Source organism: Curtobacterium sp. MCSS17_008 (assembly GCF_003234185.1).
Taxonomy (GTDB): domain Bacteria; phylum Actinomycetota; class Actinomycetes; order Actinomycetales; family Microbacteriaceae; genus Curtobacterium.
On sequence record NZ_QKSM01000021.1, the window covers coordinates 1 to 13,803 of the forward strand.

A 13,803-nucleotide genomic window follows, 5' to 3' on the forward strand; every position below is an offset into this window, starting at 1 on the left:
CAGCAGGAGCCCGAGCACGGCGAGGAACGCGCCCCGCCACCGCCACCGCCACGGGTGCAAGGTCGAAGCGCCCGGGCGGCGCCTGGCGGGGCGCGTTCCTCGCCGTGCTCGGGCTCCTGCTGCCCGTGGCCTGCGTCGGCTGCGGTCGACCCGACCGCGCCGTCTGCGCCGCATGCCGAACGGACCTGGAGGCCACGCCACGGTGTCGACGGCTGGTCGCCGGCGTCCGGCTCGACGCCGCGTTCGCCTACGAGGGCCTGGTGCGCGTCCTCGTCCTCGAACTCAAGCTGCGGAACCGCACCGACCTCGCACCGGCGCTCGCCGAGCGGTTCGGGGTGCTCGTCCGTCGTGCACTGGACGACGCCCCGGGCGCGCTGCTCGTGCGGGTCCCGCCGTCCCGGACCGGCGCGCGGCGCCGCGGGTTCGACCCGGTGGTCCTCCTGCTGCGCCGGTCCCGCGCGGTCGGGCGACGACGCGTCGCGCGCAGCCGCACCCTCCGCCGGGCGCGGCCGGCCGGGACGCGTCCGGTCCGGACGGACGGGGCCGCCGTGGCCCGGACGCCGGACGCGGCCGCGCCGACCGCCCTGACCGCGGCGTCCGGTGCGCACGGCCAGAAGGAGCGCACCGCGCTGGAACGCGTCGAGGCGACCGTCGGCACCCTCCGTGCCTCCGGCGTCGCGGGGCGCGACGTGGTGGTCGTCGACGACGTCGTGACCACCGGCGTCACCATGGCCGAGGCGGTCCGAGCCGTCCGCGCGGCCGGCGGACGGGTCGTGCGGTGCGTCGCGCTCGCCGAGGTCGAGGAGTGAACCCCGGGCGGCGGAACGGTGGACGGCCGAGGACGGCTGTGTGTCCGGTGGGTGTCGGTCACGACCCGCCGGTGCGTGGTGACGCTGTCGGGGCAGGGGGTCTAGCCTCGCGGCAAGGCGTTCGGGATCGCCGGATGGAGGCGACGCGCCGAAGTACGGATGGGAGCCGCCACATGGACGTGACGATCACGGGCCGGAACGTCGGGGTCACCGATCGATTCCGCACCTACGTCGAACAGAAGTCCGAGAAGATCGACGTGCTCGCCGACCGCGCCCTCGCCTTCGAGGTGCGCCTCAGCCGCCACAACGAGAAGTCCGGCGGCGCCCAGGGCGAGGACCGCGTCGAGCTCACCCTGATCGGCCCCGGGCCCCTCGTGCGGGCCGAGTCGGCGGCGTCGGACAAGTACGCGGCCTTCGACCTCGCCTTCGCACGCATCACCGAGCGCCTGCGTCGCGCACGCGACCGGCGCAAGGTGCACCGGGGCCGCCACCGCCCGACCTCCGTCGCCGAGGCGGCCGGCACCGGCTTCGAGCACATGGACGTCACGCCGGCCGACGGACGCCTGATCGAGACCGTCGCGACCGGGGCGGTCCCGGTCGTCGAGGAGCAGCACGAGGACGACACCGAGGTCTACTCGCCCGTGGTGATCCGCCACAAGGTCTTCAACGAGGCGCCGATGACCGTCGACGACGCGCTCTACCGCATGGAGCTCGTCGGCCACGACTTCTACCTCTTCGTCGACGCGGAGACCCGACGTCCGAGCGTCGTGTACCGCCGCAAGGGGTGGGACTACGGCGTGATCGGCATCGAGGACGCCGGGTCGGGGGCAGCGCCGACGGAGGATGCCGCTGCGTCCCGGTCCGCCGCCGTCGCCTAGTCAGGGGCACCCCAGGAGCGGGTGCGCGCGGTCCTCACGGGGCCGCGCGCACCCGCTCCTCTCCCAGCGGGAGGTTCCGCCGGGTTGCTAGCATGACTGGCTGTTCGGATCGCGCAGGTCGCGCGCGACGACCCCGTAAGGAGCTCACGTGGCAAACGTGCTGGAGAAGGTCCTCCGCATCGGCGAAGGGCGCACCCTCCGTCGGCTGAAGGCGTACGCCTCGGCCATCAACGACCTCGAGGACGACTTCGCGAGCCTCACGGACGAGGAGCTCCAGGACGAGACGAAGGAGCTCCGCGAGCGGTACGCCAACGGCGAGACCCTCGACGACCTCCTGCCCGAGGCGTTCGCCGCCGTGCGCGAGGCCGCGAAGCGCACACTCGGCATGCGACACTTCGACGTCCAGCTCATGGGTGGCGCGGCCCTCCACCTCGGCAACATCGCCGAGATGAAGACCGGTGAGGGCAAGACCCTCGTCGCGACGACCGCCGCGTACCTCAACGCGATCCCGTCCCGTGGCGTGCACGTCATCACCGTCAACGACTTCCTCGCCTCGTACCAGTCCGAGATCATGGGCCGCGTCTTCCGTGCCCTCGGCATGACGACCGGTTGCATCATCGCGAACCAGTCCCCGGCCGAGCGTCGCGAGCAGTACGCCGCCGACATCACCTACGGCACGAACAACGAGTTCGGCTTCGACTACCTGCGCGACAACATGGCGTGGCAGGCCTCGGACATGGTGCAGCGCGGGCACTTCTTCGCGATCGTGGACGAGGTCGACTCGATCCTCATCGACGAGGCACGCACGCCGCTCATCATCTCCGGTCCCTCGTCGGGCGAGGCGAACCGCTGGTTCACCGAGTTCGCGTCGATCGCCACGCGCCTCGTCCCGGGCGAGGACTACGAGGTCGACGAGAAGAAGCGCACCGTCGGCGTGCTCGAGCCCGGCATCGAGAAGGTCGAGGACTACCTCGGCATCGACAACCTGTACGAGTCGGCGAACACCCCGCTCATCTCCTTCCTCAACAACTCGATCAAGGCCGTCGCCCTGTTCAAGAAGGACAAGGACTACGTCGTCATGAACGGCGAGGTGCTCATCGTCGACGAGCACACCGGCCGCATCCTGATGGGGCGCCGGTACAACGAGGGCATCCACCAGGCCATCGAGGCGAAGGAGGGTGTCGAGGTCAAGGCCGAGAACCAGACCCTCGCCACCGTCACGCTGCAGAACTACTTCCGCCTGTACCAGAAGCTCTCCGGCATGACCGGTACCGCCGAGACCGAGGCGGCCGAGTTCATGTCGACGTACAAGCTCGGTGTCGTCCCGATCCCGACGAACAAGCCGATGCAGCGCATCGACCAGACCGACCTCGTCTACAAGAACGAGAAGGCGAAGTTCGAGCAGGTCGCCGTCGACATCGCCGAGCGCCACGAGAAGGGCCAGCCGGTCCTCGTCGGCACCACCAGCGTCGAGAAGTCGGAGTACCTGTCGAAGCTCCTCGCCAAGAAGGGCGTGAAGCACGAGGTCCTCAACGCGAAGAACCACGCGCGTGAGGCCGCGATCGTCGCGCAGGCGGGCCGGCTCGGTGCCGTCACGGTGGCCACGAACATGGCCGGCCGCGGCACCGACATCATGCTCGGCGGCAACTCCGAGTTCCTCGCGGTGCAGGAGATGCACGCGAAGGGCCTGTCGCCGACGGAGACGCCGGAGGAGTACGAGGCTGCCTGGGACGACGTCTTCGCCGAGGTCAAGAAGACCGTCGAGGAAGAGGGCGACAAGGTCCGCGATGCCGGCGGTCTCTACGTCCTCGGCACCGAGCGCCACGAGTCGCGCCGCATCGACAACCAGCTGCGCGGTCGTTCCGGCCGTCAGGGCGACCCGGGCGAGAGCCGCTTCTACCTGTCGCTCACCGACGACCTCATGCGTCTGTTCAACTCCGGCGCCGCCGAGAGCCTCATGGGGCGCTCGAACGTCCCGGACGACATGGCCATCGAGAACAAGCTCGTGAGCCGCGCGATCCGGTCCGCCCAGGCACAGGTCGAGAGCCGCAACGCCGAGATCCGCAAGAACGTCCTGAAGTACGACGACGTCCTGAACCGCCAGCGCGAGGCGATCTACAGCGACCGTCGCCACATCCTCGAGGGCGACGACATCCACGACCGCGCGCAGTCGTTCCTCAAGGCCGTGATCGACGACGTCATCGACACCCACACCGGCGAGGGCTCTCCGGACGACTGGGACCTCGACGCGATGTGGACCGAGCTCGGGACGCTCTACCCGATCTCGATCTCGATCGACGAGGTCATCACCGAGGCCGGCTCGAAGGGCAAGGCGACCCGGGAGTTCCTGGGACGGGAGATCCTGTCCGACGCCAAGCTCGCGTACCAGCAGCGCGAGGAACTGCTCGGCGAGGAGGCGATGCGCGAGCTCGAACGCCGTGTCGTCCTCTCGGTGATCGATCGCCGCTGGCGCGACCACCTGTACGAGATGGACTACCTCAAGGACGGCATCGGCCTCCGTGCGATGGCGCAGCGCGACCCGCTGGTCGAGTACCAGCGCGAGGGCTACGCGCTGTTCCAGAGCATGATGGGCCAGATCCGCGAGGAGTCGGTCGGCTACCTGTTCAACCTCGAGGTCCAGGTTCAGTCGGACGGCGACAACGCGGTGATCGAGGCGAAGGGCCTCGGCGAGAGCGAGGCCACCGGGCTCGAGTACTCGGCGCCGTCCATCGACGGCGAGGTCGAGGTCCGTGACGAGCGCGGTCGTCTCGAGCAGGCAGCGACGGCACGCGCGCAGCGCGCCCAGGCAGAGGCCGAGGCCGAGGCCGCCGGTCCGGAGCAGGGCTCCGCGTTCGGCAGCGCCGCCACCGCTTCCGGGCAGGCCGCTGCTGGCAACCGTGCGGAGCGACGTCAGGCTGCCAAGAAGGGCTGACACGCACCGCAGGACGCGGTGATCGACGGACAGGAGGCGCGGGGCCGGTGAGCCCCGCGCCTCCTGTCCGTCGACGTAGTCAGAGCACCCCCACGGCGGTGGCCCGCCACCGGCCCTGCCGGAGCTCCAGCCGCAGGGCGACCGCCCGCGCGTGACTGCGGGTGTGCACGATCACCGCGGCCTCGGCCACGCCGGGCGCGGGTTCGCACACCTGCACGCTGCCGACCTGCAGCAGCGGCCGCGCGCGAGATCGCTCGCCGAGTGCCCGGGCGCGGGCGGCGAGGGCGGCACGCTGCAGCAGGTGCCGTTGCACGTCCTCGGTGATCCAGCGCGCGATGCTGTCGACCTCGCGCCCGCCGGTGAGCACCTCGACCACGCACAGGCCGAGGGCCCGTGCGATCGTGGCGACGTCCGGCTGACCGTCGTCGTCCGACGGGTGCGGTCTCGTCGGCGCGGCGACCTCGTAGGCCGTCGCCGCCGTGTCCGGCACCGGTACGAGCCCCCGAGGCGCCCGCTCCGTCTCGCCGTCGTCCCCGATCGGACGTGCTTCTCCTGCCGCCATGTCCCCTCCGCCCACGAGCGTGCGGACGAATGGAACATCTGAAATGTTCTTGACCGAGTGCTGTGGACGAGCGGCGTTGTCCACAGAGGGGCGCACCTAGACTGGCCGGGTGTCGACCCTCAGTGACCTCGTCCTCGCACAAGGCCGATCCTCCGAAGCGGACGTGGAGTGGCTCCACCTGCTCGTGGGGGACTGGCAGCTCCTCGCCGACCTGTCCTTCGCCGACATGGTGCTCTGGGTGCCGACGGCCGAGGACGGCTCGTTCGTCGCGGTCGCCCACGCACGGCCGAGCTCGGCTGCGACGCTGTTCTACCGCGACATCGTCGGGCAGGAGATCCGCGAGGAGTGGCGTGACCAGGTCACCCAGTGCTTCGCGAGTGCCACGGTCGTCGACTCCGCCGAACCGGACTGGTACGAGGACACCCCGACCCGCGTCCGCGCGATCCCGGTCCTCCGCCGCCTGAACACGAACAGCACCGAGACCACCGACCGTCCGATCGCCGTCGTCACCCGGCACTCCAACCAGGACGAGATGCGGACCCCGAGCCGCCAGGAGCTCAACTTCACCGCGAGCGCGAACGACCTGTTCGGCATGATCGCCACGGGTGACTTCCCGGACCTCGGTGCGCCGGCAGGGCCCCGCCGCGGTGCTCCCCGTGCGAGCGACGGCCTGCTCCGCCTCGACACCAACGGCACTGTGACGTTCGCCAGCCCGAACGGTCTGAGCGCGTTCAACCGGATGGGGTTCGAGGGGGAGCTGGAGCGGAAGTCCCTCGCCGAGGTGACCACCGAGCTCATCGGCGCGAAGCTCGACGTCGACGAGTCCCTGCCGCTCGTCGTCACGGGGCGTGCCCCCTGGCGCGCCGACGTCGAGGCGAAGGGCGTCACGGTCTCCCTCCGCTCGATCCCGCTGCGCGACCACGGAGAGCGCATCGGGGCGATCGTGCTGTGCCGGGACGTCACCGAGCTCCGGCACCAGGAGCGCGAGCTCATCACCAAGGACGCGACGATCCGCGAGATCCACCACCGCGTGAAGAACAACCTGCAGACGGTGGCCTCCCTGCTGCGCATCCAGGCGCGCCGGACCCACTCGGACGAGGCCCGGACCTCGTTGCAGAACGCCATGCGCCGCGTCGCCGCGATCGCCGTCGTGCACGACACCCTGTCGACGGGGCTCAGTCAGAACGTCGACTTCGACGAGGTCTTCGACTCCGTGCTGAAGCTCGTCACCGAGGTCGCCGCGTCGCACAACACCACGGTGCGCCCGAAGAAGACCGGCGAGTTCGGCGTCCTGCCGTCCGAGGCCGCGACCCCGCTGGCGCTCGGGCTCACCGAGCTCGTGACGAACGCCGTCGAGCACGGGCTCGACGGGCGCGACGGCGAGGTCGAGATCGTCGCGGACCGTTCCGACGACCACCTCGACATCCAGGTGCGTGACAACGGCGTCGGCCTGCCGGAGGGCAAGGTCGGCTCGGGTCTCGGCACCCAGATCGTCCGAACGCTCATCCAGGGTGAGCTCGGCGGCACCATCGACTGGCACACGCTCACCGGCAGCGGCACCGAGGTCACCATCACGATCCCGTTCCGCTGGCTGACGGCGGCCGGCGCGGCGTAGTCGGGCGCAGAACACCCGTGTTCGTCGTCCGAACACCGGAAAATGGGTGTTCGTCCCACGAACACCGGTGTCTTGCGGGCGGCACGCGGTGCTGGCGGACCGCGCGGGCGGCACCCGGCGCTGGTGGACCGCGCGGGCGGCACCCGGCGCTGGTGGACCGCACACGACGACGCCCGTCGCTCCCGGGGGGAGCGACGGGCGTCGTCGTGTCAGGCGCGCTGCGTCAGGAGGCGCGGCGGGCGCGGGCGGCGCGACGCTTCAGCGCACGACGCTCGTCCTCGCTGAGACCGCCCCAGACGCCGGAGTCCTGGTTGTTCTCGAGCGCGTACTGCAGGCACATCTCGGTGACGGTGCAACGCGCGCACACCGACTTGGCCTTCTCGATCTGGTCGACGGCGGGTCCGGTGTTCCCAACGGGGAAGAAGAGCTCGGGGTCCGCGGTGAGGCAGGCTGCCTGGTCACGCCAGTCCATGTGTGGTGCTCCTTGATGTCGATGCTCGAACGGCAGGCCGGGGCCGCGGCTCGGGGATCGGAACGCTGGCATGCACAGGGCACGAGGGGAACCTGTGGGGGAGGCTTCCGCTGGGAGCGAGTCTGACGCCCGCTGAACGCTCGGGGGAGAAGCGTCGAACCGCGGGAGACGCACACCACATCGTGCCGTCCAAACGACCTCGAATATCGTTCCATACTGGTAGGGCCAAATCAAGGGTCCCGATGCTGGAGGCTTGCTGTGCCCGACACCACCCCGACCGGTCCGGAGCCCACCGCGGGACGCGCACCGGCCGTCCTCGCCCTGCTCGTCGTCGTCGGGCTCGAGGCCCTCGCGCTCGTCGTCGTGACCGTCGTCCTGCTCGTCGAGTCGATCGTCGCGCCCTCGTCGAGCATCGCCTCCGCGATCGCGCTCACCCTGCTCAGCGCGATCGCCGCCCTGTGGCTGGTCTCGCTCGTGGTCGGGCTCAGCAGGCGTCGCCCCTGGGTGCGCTCGGGGATCATCGTCTGGCAGGTCCTGCAGGGGGCGCTCGCGATCGGTGCCTTCCAGGGCGTCTTCCGCGTCGCGTGGGTCGGGTGGGTGCTCCTCGTCCCGGCGCTGCTGGGGCTCACGCTGGTGCTGTCGCGCGCGGTGACCGGTTGGCTCGTCCCACGGGACGCGCGCGACGAGGGCTGACGACCCCGGGACGGACGGGAGGCGCGGTGCCGGTCGGCACCGCGCCTCCCGTCCGTCCGGGGGCCGCGCTCGTCGCGGTCGGCGCTCAGACCAGGCCGAGCTTCTTCCGCAGGCTGGCGACGTGGCCGGTCGCCTTGACGTTGTAGAGCGGCAGCTGCACGCGGCCCTCCTCGTCGACGACGATCGTCGAGCGGATCGTGCCGGTCACGATCTTCCCGTAGTTGTTCTTCTCGCCCCACGCGCCGTACGCCCGGTGCACCGCGAGGTCCGGGTCGCTCAGCAGCGGGAAGGTGAGTGCCTGCTCGTGCTGGAAGGTCTTGAGCTTCGCCTGCTCGTCCTTCGAGACGCCGAGCACCTCGTAGCCGGCCGCCTGCAGCGACGACATGTTGTCGCGGAAGTCGCACGCCTCGGTGGTGCAGCCCGGGGTGGAGGCCGCCGGGTAGAAGTACACGATGACCTTCCGCCCGCGCAGGTCGGCGAGGCTGTGCTGCACGCCGTCCTGGTCCGGGAGGGTGAAGTCGGGGGCGGTGTCGCCGGCGGCGAGACGGTCCGTCATGGGGCTCCTTGAGGTTCCTGTGCCCGAGTGGTCATGAGCACGCGGAACCCATGCTATTGTTGTTTCCCGTTGCAGCACGGAAGTGCGAGAGCGACAGACAACTGAACACCATGCGCCTCTAGCTCAATTGGCAGAGCAACTGACTCTTAATCAGTGGGTTCTCGGTTCAAGTCCGAGGGGGCGCACCTCCAAGGCCCGGTCGGATCACTCCGACCGGGCCTTCTTCGTGTGCCGCGACGACCGGTACCGGGCGACACGCGCGGGATGCGTCCGGGTCGCGGATCCGTCGTGCGGATCTCCGACGCGGTCGTCGGTCCCTCGTCGGGGTCCGTCAGGTCGTCGGCACGTCGACGACACGTGGCGCGCCGACGACCGGTTCGAGCGCTCCGGCTGACGCTGCGGCGAGGTCGGCGCGCAGCGCCCCGAGCGCGGTCGCCGGCACCCACAGTGTGAACCCGACCGCGACACCGTAGGTGGGCTCGTCGAACGTCGCCCCGTGCTGCAGCACCCACTGCCGGAGCACGTTGTCGATGCGGCCGGCGTCGGCGTGCGGCGCGCTGACATCGACGCGGGTGAGCTCGACCCGACGCACCGTCGCGGCCCGGTCGAGGGCCGCCGACACCGAGGTCGAGTACGCGCGGACCAGCCCGCCGGCGCCGAGCTTCACGCCGCCGAAGTAGCGCGTGACGACGGCGACGACGTCGGTGAGGTCGCGGCGACGCAGCACCTCGAGCATCGGCACGCCGGCGGTGCCCGACGGTTCGCCGTCGTCCGACGACCGGGCCTGGTCGCCCAGGACGTTGGTGACCATCGCACTGCAGTTGTGCCTGGCGTCCCAGTGCCGCCGTCGGACCTCCGTGATGACCCGCTCCGCGTCCTCGACGCCGGTCACCGGGGCGACCGTCGTGATGAACCGCGACCGCGTGATCACGATCTCGTGCTGGACGGGGCCGGCGACGGTCGACGGGAAGGTGCGGGTCACGCGGTCGAGGGTATCCGCCGTCCGTCGGCGGCCGGCGCTACCATGACGAGCACCGCCGGCGACTGGGGAGGAGTCCGATCGACATGACGACCGTGGATGCCAAGGGCGGCGCGCTCGACGCCGCCGAGCTCGCGCGCCGACTCAACCTGCTGCTCGACTTCGAGGAGTCGCAGCGCGGCGCTCCCGTGCCCTTCGCGGCGATCGAGGAGTACGTCGCGGCGCAGGGCGGGTCGCTCTCACGGGCGAAGTGGACCTACATGCTGTCCGGCGACGGCCGGCGGAACCGCGACAGCGGGCTCCTGAGCCTGCTCGCGGGGTTCTTCGAGGTCGACGAGCGCTTCCTGCTCGAGGACAGCGCCGTGCCCGAGCGCATCGGGGCGCAGATCGAGCTCGTGCGTGCGCTGCGGTCGGCCCGGGTGAGTGGCTTCGCGGCCCGCACCTTCCCCGGCGAGCTGTCACCGGAGGCCCTGCGGCGCATCGCCCAGGTGCTCGAGGAGGAGTCGGCGCGAGGGGGTGCGGCGTGACGGGGGCGTCGGTCGAGGCCTTCTGGGCCCGTGGGGTGGCCGAGGGGTGGTCCGACATCGACCAGGCCGTGGCGGCGGCCTCCGACCACGTCGGCAAGCCCGTCGTGGTGCGGGAGGAGTCGTTCCTCAGCACCGAACCGGTGTGCGGCTTCGTGGCGACGCTCGAGCACCAGCACCTGGTGATGATCTCGCCGACGACGTCCGAGACGTTCCGGTCGTTCGTGATCGGCCACGAGCTCGGTCACGTGCTGCACGGGCACCACGAGCAGGCGGCCCAGTCGGCGTACGTCCGCGACGTGATCCCGGACGTGCCCGAGTACAAGGTCGAGCGCGCACTGGCCCGCGGGCTGTTCTCGAACGCCTACGAGCACGAGGCCGAGCTGTTCGCCGACCGGTTGGCCGCCCTGATCCGGTCGAACCGTGGTCGCCCGAGCCTCTTCCGCGGGGTCTTCGGGTGATCGTGTCCGTCGCGATGGCGGTGGTCCTCGTCGTCGGGACGGTCGTGCTGTTCCGGCTCCAGCGTGGGCAGGACCGCACACTGGCGGTGACGTTCCTGCTGTTCACGGCGACGATCGTCGCGAACGTCGACCCGTTGTACCGCTGGCTCGATCCGCTGCTCGGCGGGCGCAACGTCGTGACGCTCGTGAGCGACTGCCTCATGGTCGCGGGGACGAGCACGCTCCTGTGGGGGGTCGCCAAGGCCGTCGGAGCCGCACAGCCGTGGCTCCGCACCGCGATCGTCGTGGTGTTCGCGGTCGTGGTGGTGGTGGTCGTCACGGCCTTCGCGGTGCTCGACAAGCCCGCGACCACCACGACGTTCCTGCTCGTCGCAGGGCACCAGTCGGCCGCGGCCGTGTACGCGATCGCACAGACCGTGTACCTCGGCGCCGCCGTCGCCGCGACGGGCGTCATCTGCCTGATGCGACTGCGGGAGGCGCGGACGACGACCGACCTGGTCGGGCTGTGGGTGATCGTGCTCGGGGGCGTCCTCGGCGTCGTCCGCATGGTCGTCGTCGTGGTGATGGACGTCGCGCACGTGGCCGGACGCCTCGACGTCACCCGTGCGCTGTCGCTGCCGTACGACGTGATGACGCCCGGAGCGGTGCTCTGCATGGCCTCGGGCATGCTGCTGCTCGTGATCGGCCACAAGGTCGCACGGCGACGTCGTGCGCGTGGGCTGGACGACGCCCTGGCGGCCCTGGCGCCGCTGCACGAGCGCATCGGGACGGACAACGCCTACCCGGCATCGGGCGACCCCGCGACACGCCTCAGCCGCACCATCGTCGAGATCAACGACGGTGCCCGGCGCTCACGACGGCCCCTCGACGCCGACGAGCGCGCGGTGCTCGCCGCGGCGGAGGAGGCGCTCGAGTCGGCGCTCCGCGACGCCGCCGACACCGCCTGATCCGCGGTCGTCCTGCACGTGGTCGGGCACGTTCCCGAGCAGTGCTCGACCTTCCGCCCGTGAGCCGTGTAGGCTCTGTAGCACGTGCTACACGAGGCGTCCGCCGTCGTCGGGCACGCCGGGGAGGTCTCGGCCGCGTTGGGGGCGGCCGAGCACCCCCGGACCCCCGCCGGCGCTGCGGTGCTGTCTAGACTCGTCCCGTGACCGTCTTCGCCGCCATCGTCCTGTTCGTCGCCGCCGTGTTCAACGTCGTGACCTGGCCGCGCTTCTTCCAGCGGGTCGCGAATGACCCCCGGGCGCGCGACGCCGGGGGGAAGCCGACGACGTTCTACACCGTGCACCTCGTGCTGGTGCTCATCGCCATGGCGATCGCCCTCGCCGCCGTGGTCGCCGGGATCCTGCTGCTCGTCTGAGCGCGGACCGCCTCAGGACGCGGGCGGCAGTGGCGCGCCCAGCGCCCGTTCGAGCGCGAGCCGCGTGACCTGCTCGTCGCGGGTGTCGAGCAGGACCCGGAACGTCTCGTCCTCGCAGACGAACTCCACGCACACCGCATCGAAGTCGCACGGTTCGATGCGCCACCCCCGTGCCCGGTCCACCGGCACCTCGGTCAGGCCGTCGCGCTCGAAGCTGGTCTCCGCGCGCACCGTGTGGTCGTGGACCCGGAGCCGGCCGTAGGTCCCGCGCCAGGTCAGCTGCAGGTCGAGCGTGGGGGAGACAGAAGGGTCCGGCACGCGCCGATCGTACGGCACGTGCCGGACCCGTCTCGTCCGGCGTGTGGTCAGCCGCGGTCGTCCGGGCCGTCCGTCCCGTCACGGCGGACCTGGTTGGCGGGTCCGCGCACCCCGATCGGGAACGGACCGGTGACGCCCTCGCGGAGCGCCGCGATGCGGAGGATCCGGTCGCGCTGCAGGAACCAGCCGACGACGAGCAGCGGGATGACGATCACGAGCGACGCGATCGTGTACGTCCCGACCGGGTAGTCGATCGCCATGAGCACGATCACCGAGGCGAGGAACGCGAGTGTCAGCCACGAGGTCACCGGAGCGCCGGGGAGCTTGAACGACGGCTCCTTCGCGAGCCCCTGCTTCGCCCACTGCCGCAGCTTCATCTGGCAGAGGATGATCGTGCCCCAGGCGGTGATGATGCCGAGGCTCGCGACGTTCAGTGCGATCTCGAACGCCTGCGCCGGCACGAAGTAGTTCAGCGCGACGCCCGCGACGGTGAAGGCCGCGGTGAGGAGGATGCCGGCGTACGGCACGCCGCCCTTCGACATCTTGGTGGTCCACTTCGGCGCGGAACCGTTCATGCCCATCGAGTGCAGCGCACGGCCGGTGGAGTACAGGCCGGCGTTGAGCGACGAGAGCGCCGCGGTGAGCACGACGAAGTTCATGATCGACCCGGCGACCACCCCGACCTGCGGGTTGCCGAGCGACGAGAAGAACGTCACGAAGGGGCTCTCGCCCTCCTTGTACGAGGTGTACGGCAGGAGCAGGGAGAGCAGGACGACCGACCCGACGTAGAAGACCGCGATGCGGAAGACGACGGAGTTGATGGCGCGGGGGATGACCTTCTCGGTGTCCTGGGTCTCGCCCGACGCGGTGCCGACGAGCTCGATGGCGGCGTACGCGAAGACGACGCCCTGGATCACGAGCACGGCGGGCAGCAGCCCGTTCGGGAACACGCCGCCGTTGTCACCCCAGATCGAGAACCCGGTCCGCACGGCCTCGCCACCGGCCTCGACCGGGAAGGCGAAGACGAGCCAGACGATCGCGATCACGAGGAACGCCACGAGTGCGGCGACCTTGATGAGCGCGAACCAGAACTCGAGCTCGCCGAAGACCTTGACCGCCACCATGTTGGCTGCGAGCACGACGACGAGGGCGATGAGTGCGAGCAACCACTGCGGTGCCGCGGTGAACGCCTTCCAGTACTGCAGGTAGAGCGCGACCGCCGTGGTGTCGACGATCGACGTCATCGCCCAGTTGAGGAAGTACATCCACCCCGCGGCGTAGGCGAACTTCTCGCCGTAGAACTCGCGGGCGTAGGAGATGAACGACCCGGACGAGGGACGGTGCAGCACGAGCTCACCGAGCGCCCGCAGGATGAAGAAGGCGAAGACGCCGGCGACCAGGTAGGTGATCGCCAGGGCCGGACCGGCCGTGTGCAGGCGTCCGCCCGCGCCGAGGAAGAGTCCGGTGCCGATGGCTCCGCCGATCGCGATCATCTGCAGTTGCCGGGGCTTCAGACCGTGCTGGTAGCCCTCCTGCTCGTGCGAGAAGTCGTTCGCGGGCGTGCGGGACACACCCGTGTCGTTCTGCGCTGTCATGCGCGCCAACCTACAGGCGCTGACGCTCGCGGGTGGAACGGGACCCGGA

The 13,803-nt window shown here is 70.7% G+C and carries 15 protein-coding genes and 1 tRNA gene; 10 read left to right on the plus strand and 6 right to left on the minus strand.

The annotated features are described in order from the left end of the window. The 3 genes from DEJ23_RS14480 to secA form a co-directional block, all read left to right on the plus strand. The coding region (locus tag DEJ23_RS14480) for a ComF family protein (protein ID WP_220034240.1) at positions 1–809 on the plus strand (809 nt) is incomplete at its 5' end. Positions 810–982: 173 nt separating this feature from the next. Then, a complete protein-coding gene (gene hpf, locus DEJ23_RS14485) occupies positions 983–1,687 on the plus strand; it encodes a ribosome hibernation-promoting factor, HPF/YfiA family (protein WP_111240940.1) in 705 nt (234 codons plus the stop codon). Positions 1,688–1,835: 148 nt separating this feature from the next. Further along, complete coding sequence (gene secA, locus DEJ23_RS14490) at positions 1,836–4,619, plus strand: preprotein translocase subunit SecA (RefSeq protein WP_111240941.1); 2,784 nt, start codon at positions 1,836–1,838, stop codon at positions 4,617–4,619. Between the two features lie 79 nt (positions 4,620–4,698). Here secA and DEJ23_RS14495 read toward each other — a convergent pair whose 3' ends face one another. Then, positions 4,699–5,181 carry an Rv3235 family protein gene (locus tag DEJ23_RS14495; protein WP_146240317.1) on the minus strand — a complete coding sequence of 161 codons (483 nt, stop codon included), beginning with the start codon at positions 5,179–5,181 and terminating at the stop codon, positions 4,699–4,701. A gap of 109 nt (positions 5,182–5,290) precedes the next feature. Between DEJ23_RS14495 and DEJ23_RS14500 the strand changes: the two genes are divergently transcribed. Continuing rightward, a complete protein-coding gene (locus DEJ23_RS14500; protein WP_111240943.1) occupies positions 5,291–6,796 on the plus strand; it encodes a sensor histidine kinase in 1,506 nt (501 codons plus the stop codon). A gap of 223 nt (positions 6,797–7,019) precedes the next feature. Here DEJ23_RS14500 and DEJ23_RS14505 read toward each other — a convergent pair whose 3' ends face one another. Next, complete coding sequence (locus DEJ23_RS14505; protein ID WP_022904217.1) at positions 7,020–7,268, minus strand: WhiB family transcriptional regulator; 249 nt, start codon at positions 7,266–7,268, stop codon at positions 7,020–7,022. Between the two features lie 258 nt (positions 7,269–7,526). On the opposite strand from DEJ23_RS14505, the gene DEJ23_RS14510 reads away from it, so the two are divergent. Then, the gene (locus DEJ23_RS14510; protein WP_111240944.1) at positions 7,527–7,961 is read left to right on the plus strand and encodes a hypothetical protein; all 435 of its coding nucleotides are present in this window, start codon (positions 7,527–7,529) and stop codon (positions 7,959–7,961) included. 85 nt (positions 7,962–8,046) lie between these two features. On the opposite strand, the gene bcp is transcribed toward DEJ23_RS14510, so the two are convergent. Beyond that, the gene (gene bcp / locus DEJ23_RS14515) at positions 8,047–8,517 is read right to left on the minus strand and encodes a thioredoxin-dependent thiol peroxidase (RefSeq protein ID WP_111240945.1); all 471 of its coding nucleotides are present in this window, start codon (positions 8,515–8,517) and stop codon (positions 8,047–8,049) included. A gap of 112 nt (positions 8,518–8,629) precedes the next feature. Here bcp and DEJ23_RS14520 point away from each other — a divergent pair. After that, positions 8,630–8,702 (plus strand) — tRNA-Lys (locus tag DEJ23_RS14520). Between the two features lie 146 nt (positions 8,703–8,848). Here the strand turns inward: DEJ23_RS14520 and DEJ23_RS14525 are convergent. Beyond that, positions 8,849–9,499, minus strand: a complete 651-nt coding sequence (locus DEJ23_RS14525) for a YigZ family protein (protein WP_111240946.1) — start codon at positions 9,497–9,499, stop codon at positions 8,849–8,851. Positions 9,500–9,582: 83 nt separating this feature from the next. Between DEJ23_RS14525 and DEJ23_RS14530 the strand changes: the two genes are divergently transcribed. The 4 genes from DEJ23_RS14530 to DEJ23_RS14545 all read left to right on the plus strand — a co-directional run bounded on the left by DEJ23_RS14530 (position 9,583) and on the right by DEJ23_RS14545 (position 11,841). Continuing rightward, the gene (locus DEJ23_RS14530) at positions 9,583–10,023 is read left to right on the plus strand and encodes a hypothetical protein (RefSeq protein ID WP_111240947.1); all 441 of its coding nucleotides are present in this window, start codon (positions 9,583–9,585) and stop codon (positions 10,021–10,023) included. After that, positions 10,020–10,481 carry an ImmA/IrrE family metallo-endopeptidase gene (locus tag DEJ23_RS14535; protein ID WP_111240948.1) on the plus strand — a complete coding sequence of 154 codons (462 nt, stop codon included), beginning with the start codon at positions 10,020–10,022 and terminating at the stop codon, positions 10,479–10,481. Before DEJ23_RS14530 ends, DEJ23_RS14535 begins: the two co-directional genes overlap by 4 nt. Next, positions 10,478–11,428 (plus strand): hypothetical protein, encoded by a 951-nt coding sequence (locus DEJ23_RS14540; protein WP_111240949.1) that lies wholly within the window; start codon positions 10,478–10,480, stop codon positions 11,426–11,428. The genes DEJ23_RS14535 and DEJ23_RS14540 overlap by 4 nt, the downstream gene beginning before the upstream one ends. A gap of 200 nt (positions 11,429–11,628) precedes the next feature. Beyond that, the gene (locus tag DEJ23_RS14545; RefSeq protein ID WP_111240950.1) at positions 11,629–11,841 is read left to right on the plus strand and encodes an SCO4848 family membrane protein; all 213 of its coding nucleotides are present in this window, start codon (positions 11,629–11,631) and stop codon (positions 11,839–11,841) included. A 12-nt stretch (positions 11,842–11,853) separates the two neighbouring features. Here the strand turns inward: DEJ23_RS14545 and DEJ23_RS14550 are convergent, their stop codons facing one another. Together DEJ23_RS14550 and DEJ23_RS14555 are read right to left on the minus strand one after the other, a co-directional pair. Next, complete coding sequence (locus tag DEJ23_RS14550) at positions 11,854–12,159, minus strand: hypothetical protein (RefSeq protein ID WP_146240318.1); 306 nt, start codon at positions 12,157–12,159, stop codon at positions 11,854–11,856. Positions 12,160–12,206: 47 nt separating this feature from the next. Then, on the minus strand, positions 12,207–13,754 hold the full coding sequence (locus DEJ23_RS14555; protein ID WP_111240952.1) for an amino acid permease: 1,548 nt from the start codon (positions 13,752–13,754) through the stop codon (positions 12,207–12,209). Positions 13,755–13,803: the final 49 nt, after the last annotated feature.

Excerpts from the sequence above, each read along its gene's own strand:
- hpf (WP_111240940.1), top strand. The coding sequence starts at position 983 with ATGGACGTGACGATCACGGGCCGGAACGTCGGGGTCACCGATCGATTC.
- DEJ23_RS14495 (WP_146240317.1), bottom strand. The coding sequence starts at position 5,181 with ATGGCGGCAGGAGAAGCACGTCCGATCGGGGACGACGGCGAGACGGAG.
- DEJ23_RS14505 (WP_022904217.1), bottom strand. The coding sequence starts at position 7,268 with ATGGACTGGCGTGACCAGGCAGCCTGCCTCACCGCGGACCCCGAGCTC.
- bcp (WP_111240945.1), bottom strand. The coding sequence starts at position 8,517 with ATGACGGACCGTCTCGCCGCCGGCGACACCGCCCCCGACTTCACCCTC.
- DEJ23_RS14530 (WP_111240947.1), top strand. The coding sequence starts at position 9,583 with ATGACGACCGTGGATGCCAAGGGCGGCGCGCTCGACGCCGCCGAGCTC.
- DEJ23_RS14555 (WP_111240952.1), bottom strand. The coding sequence starts at position 13,754 with ATGACAGCGCAGAACGACACGGGTGTGTCCCGCACGCCCGCGAACGAC.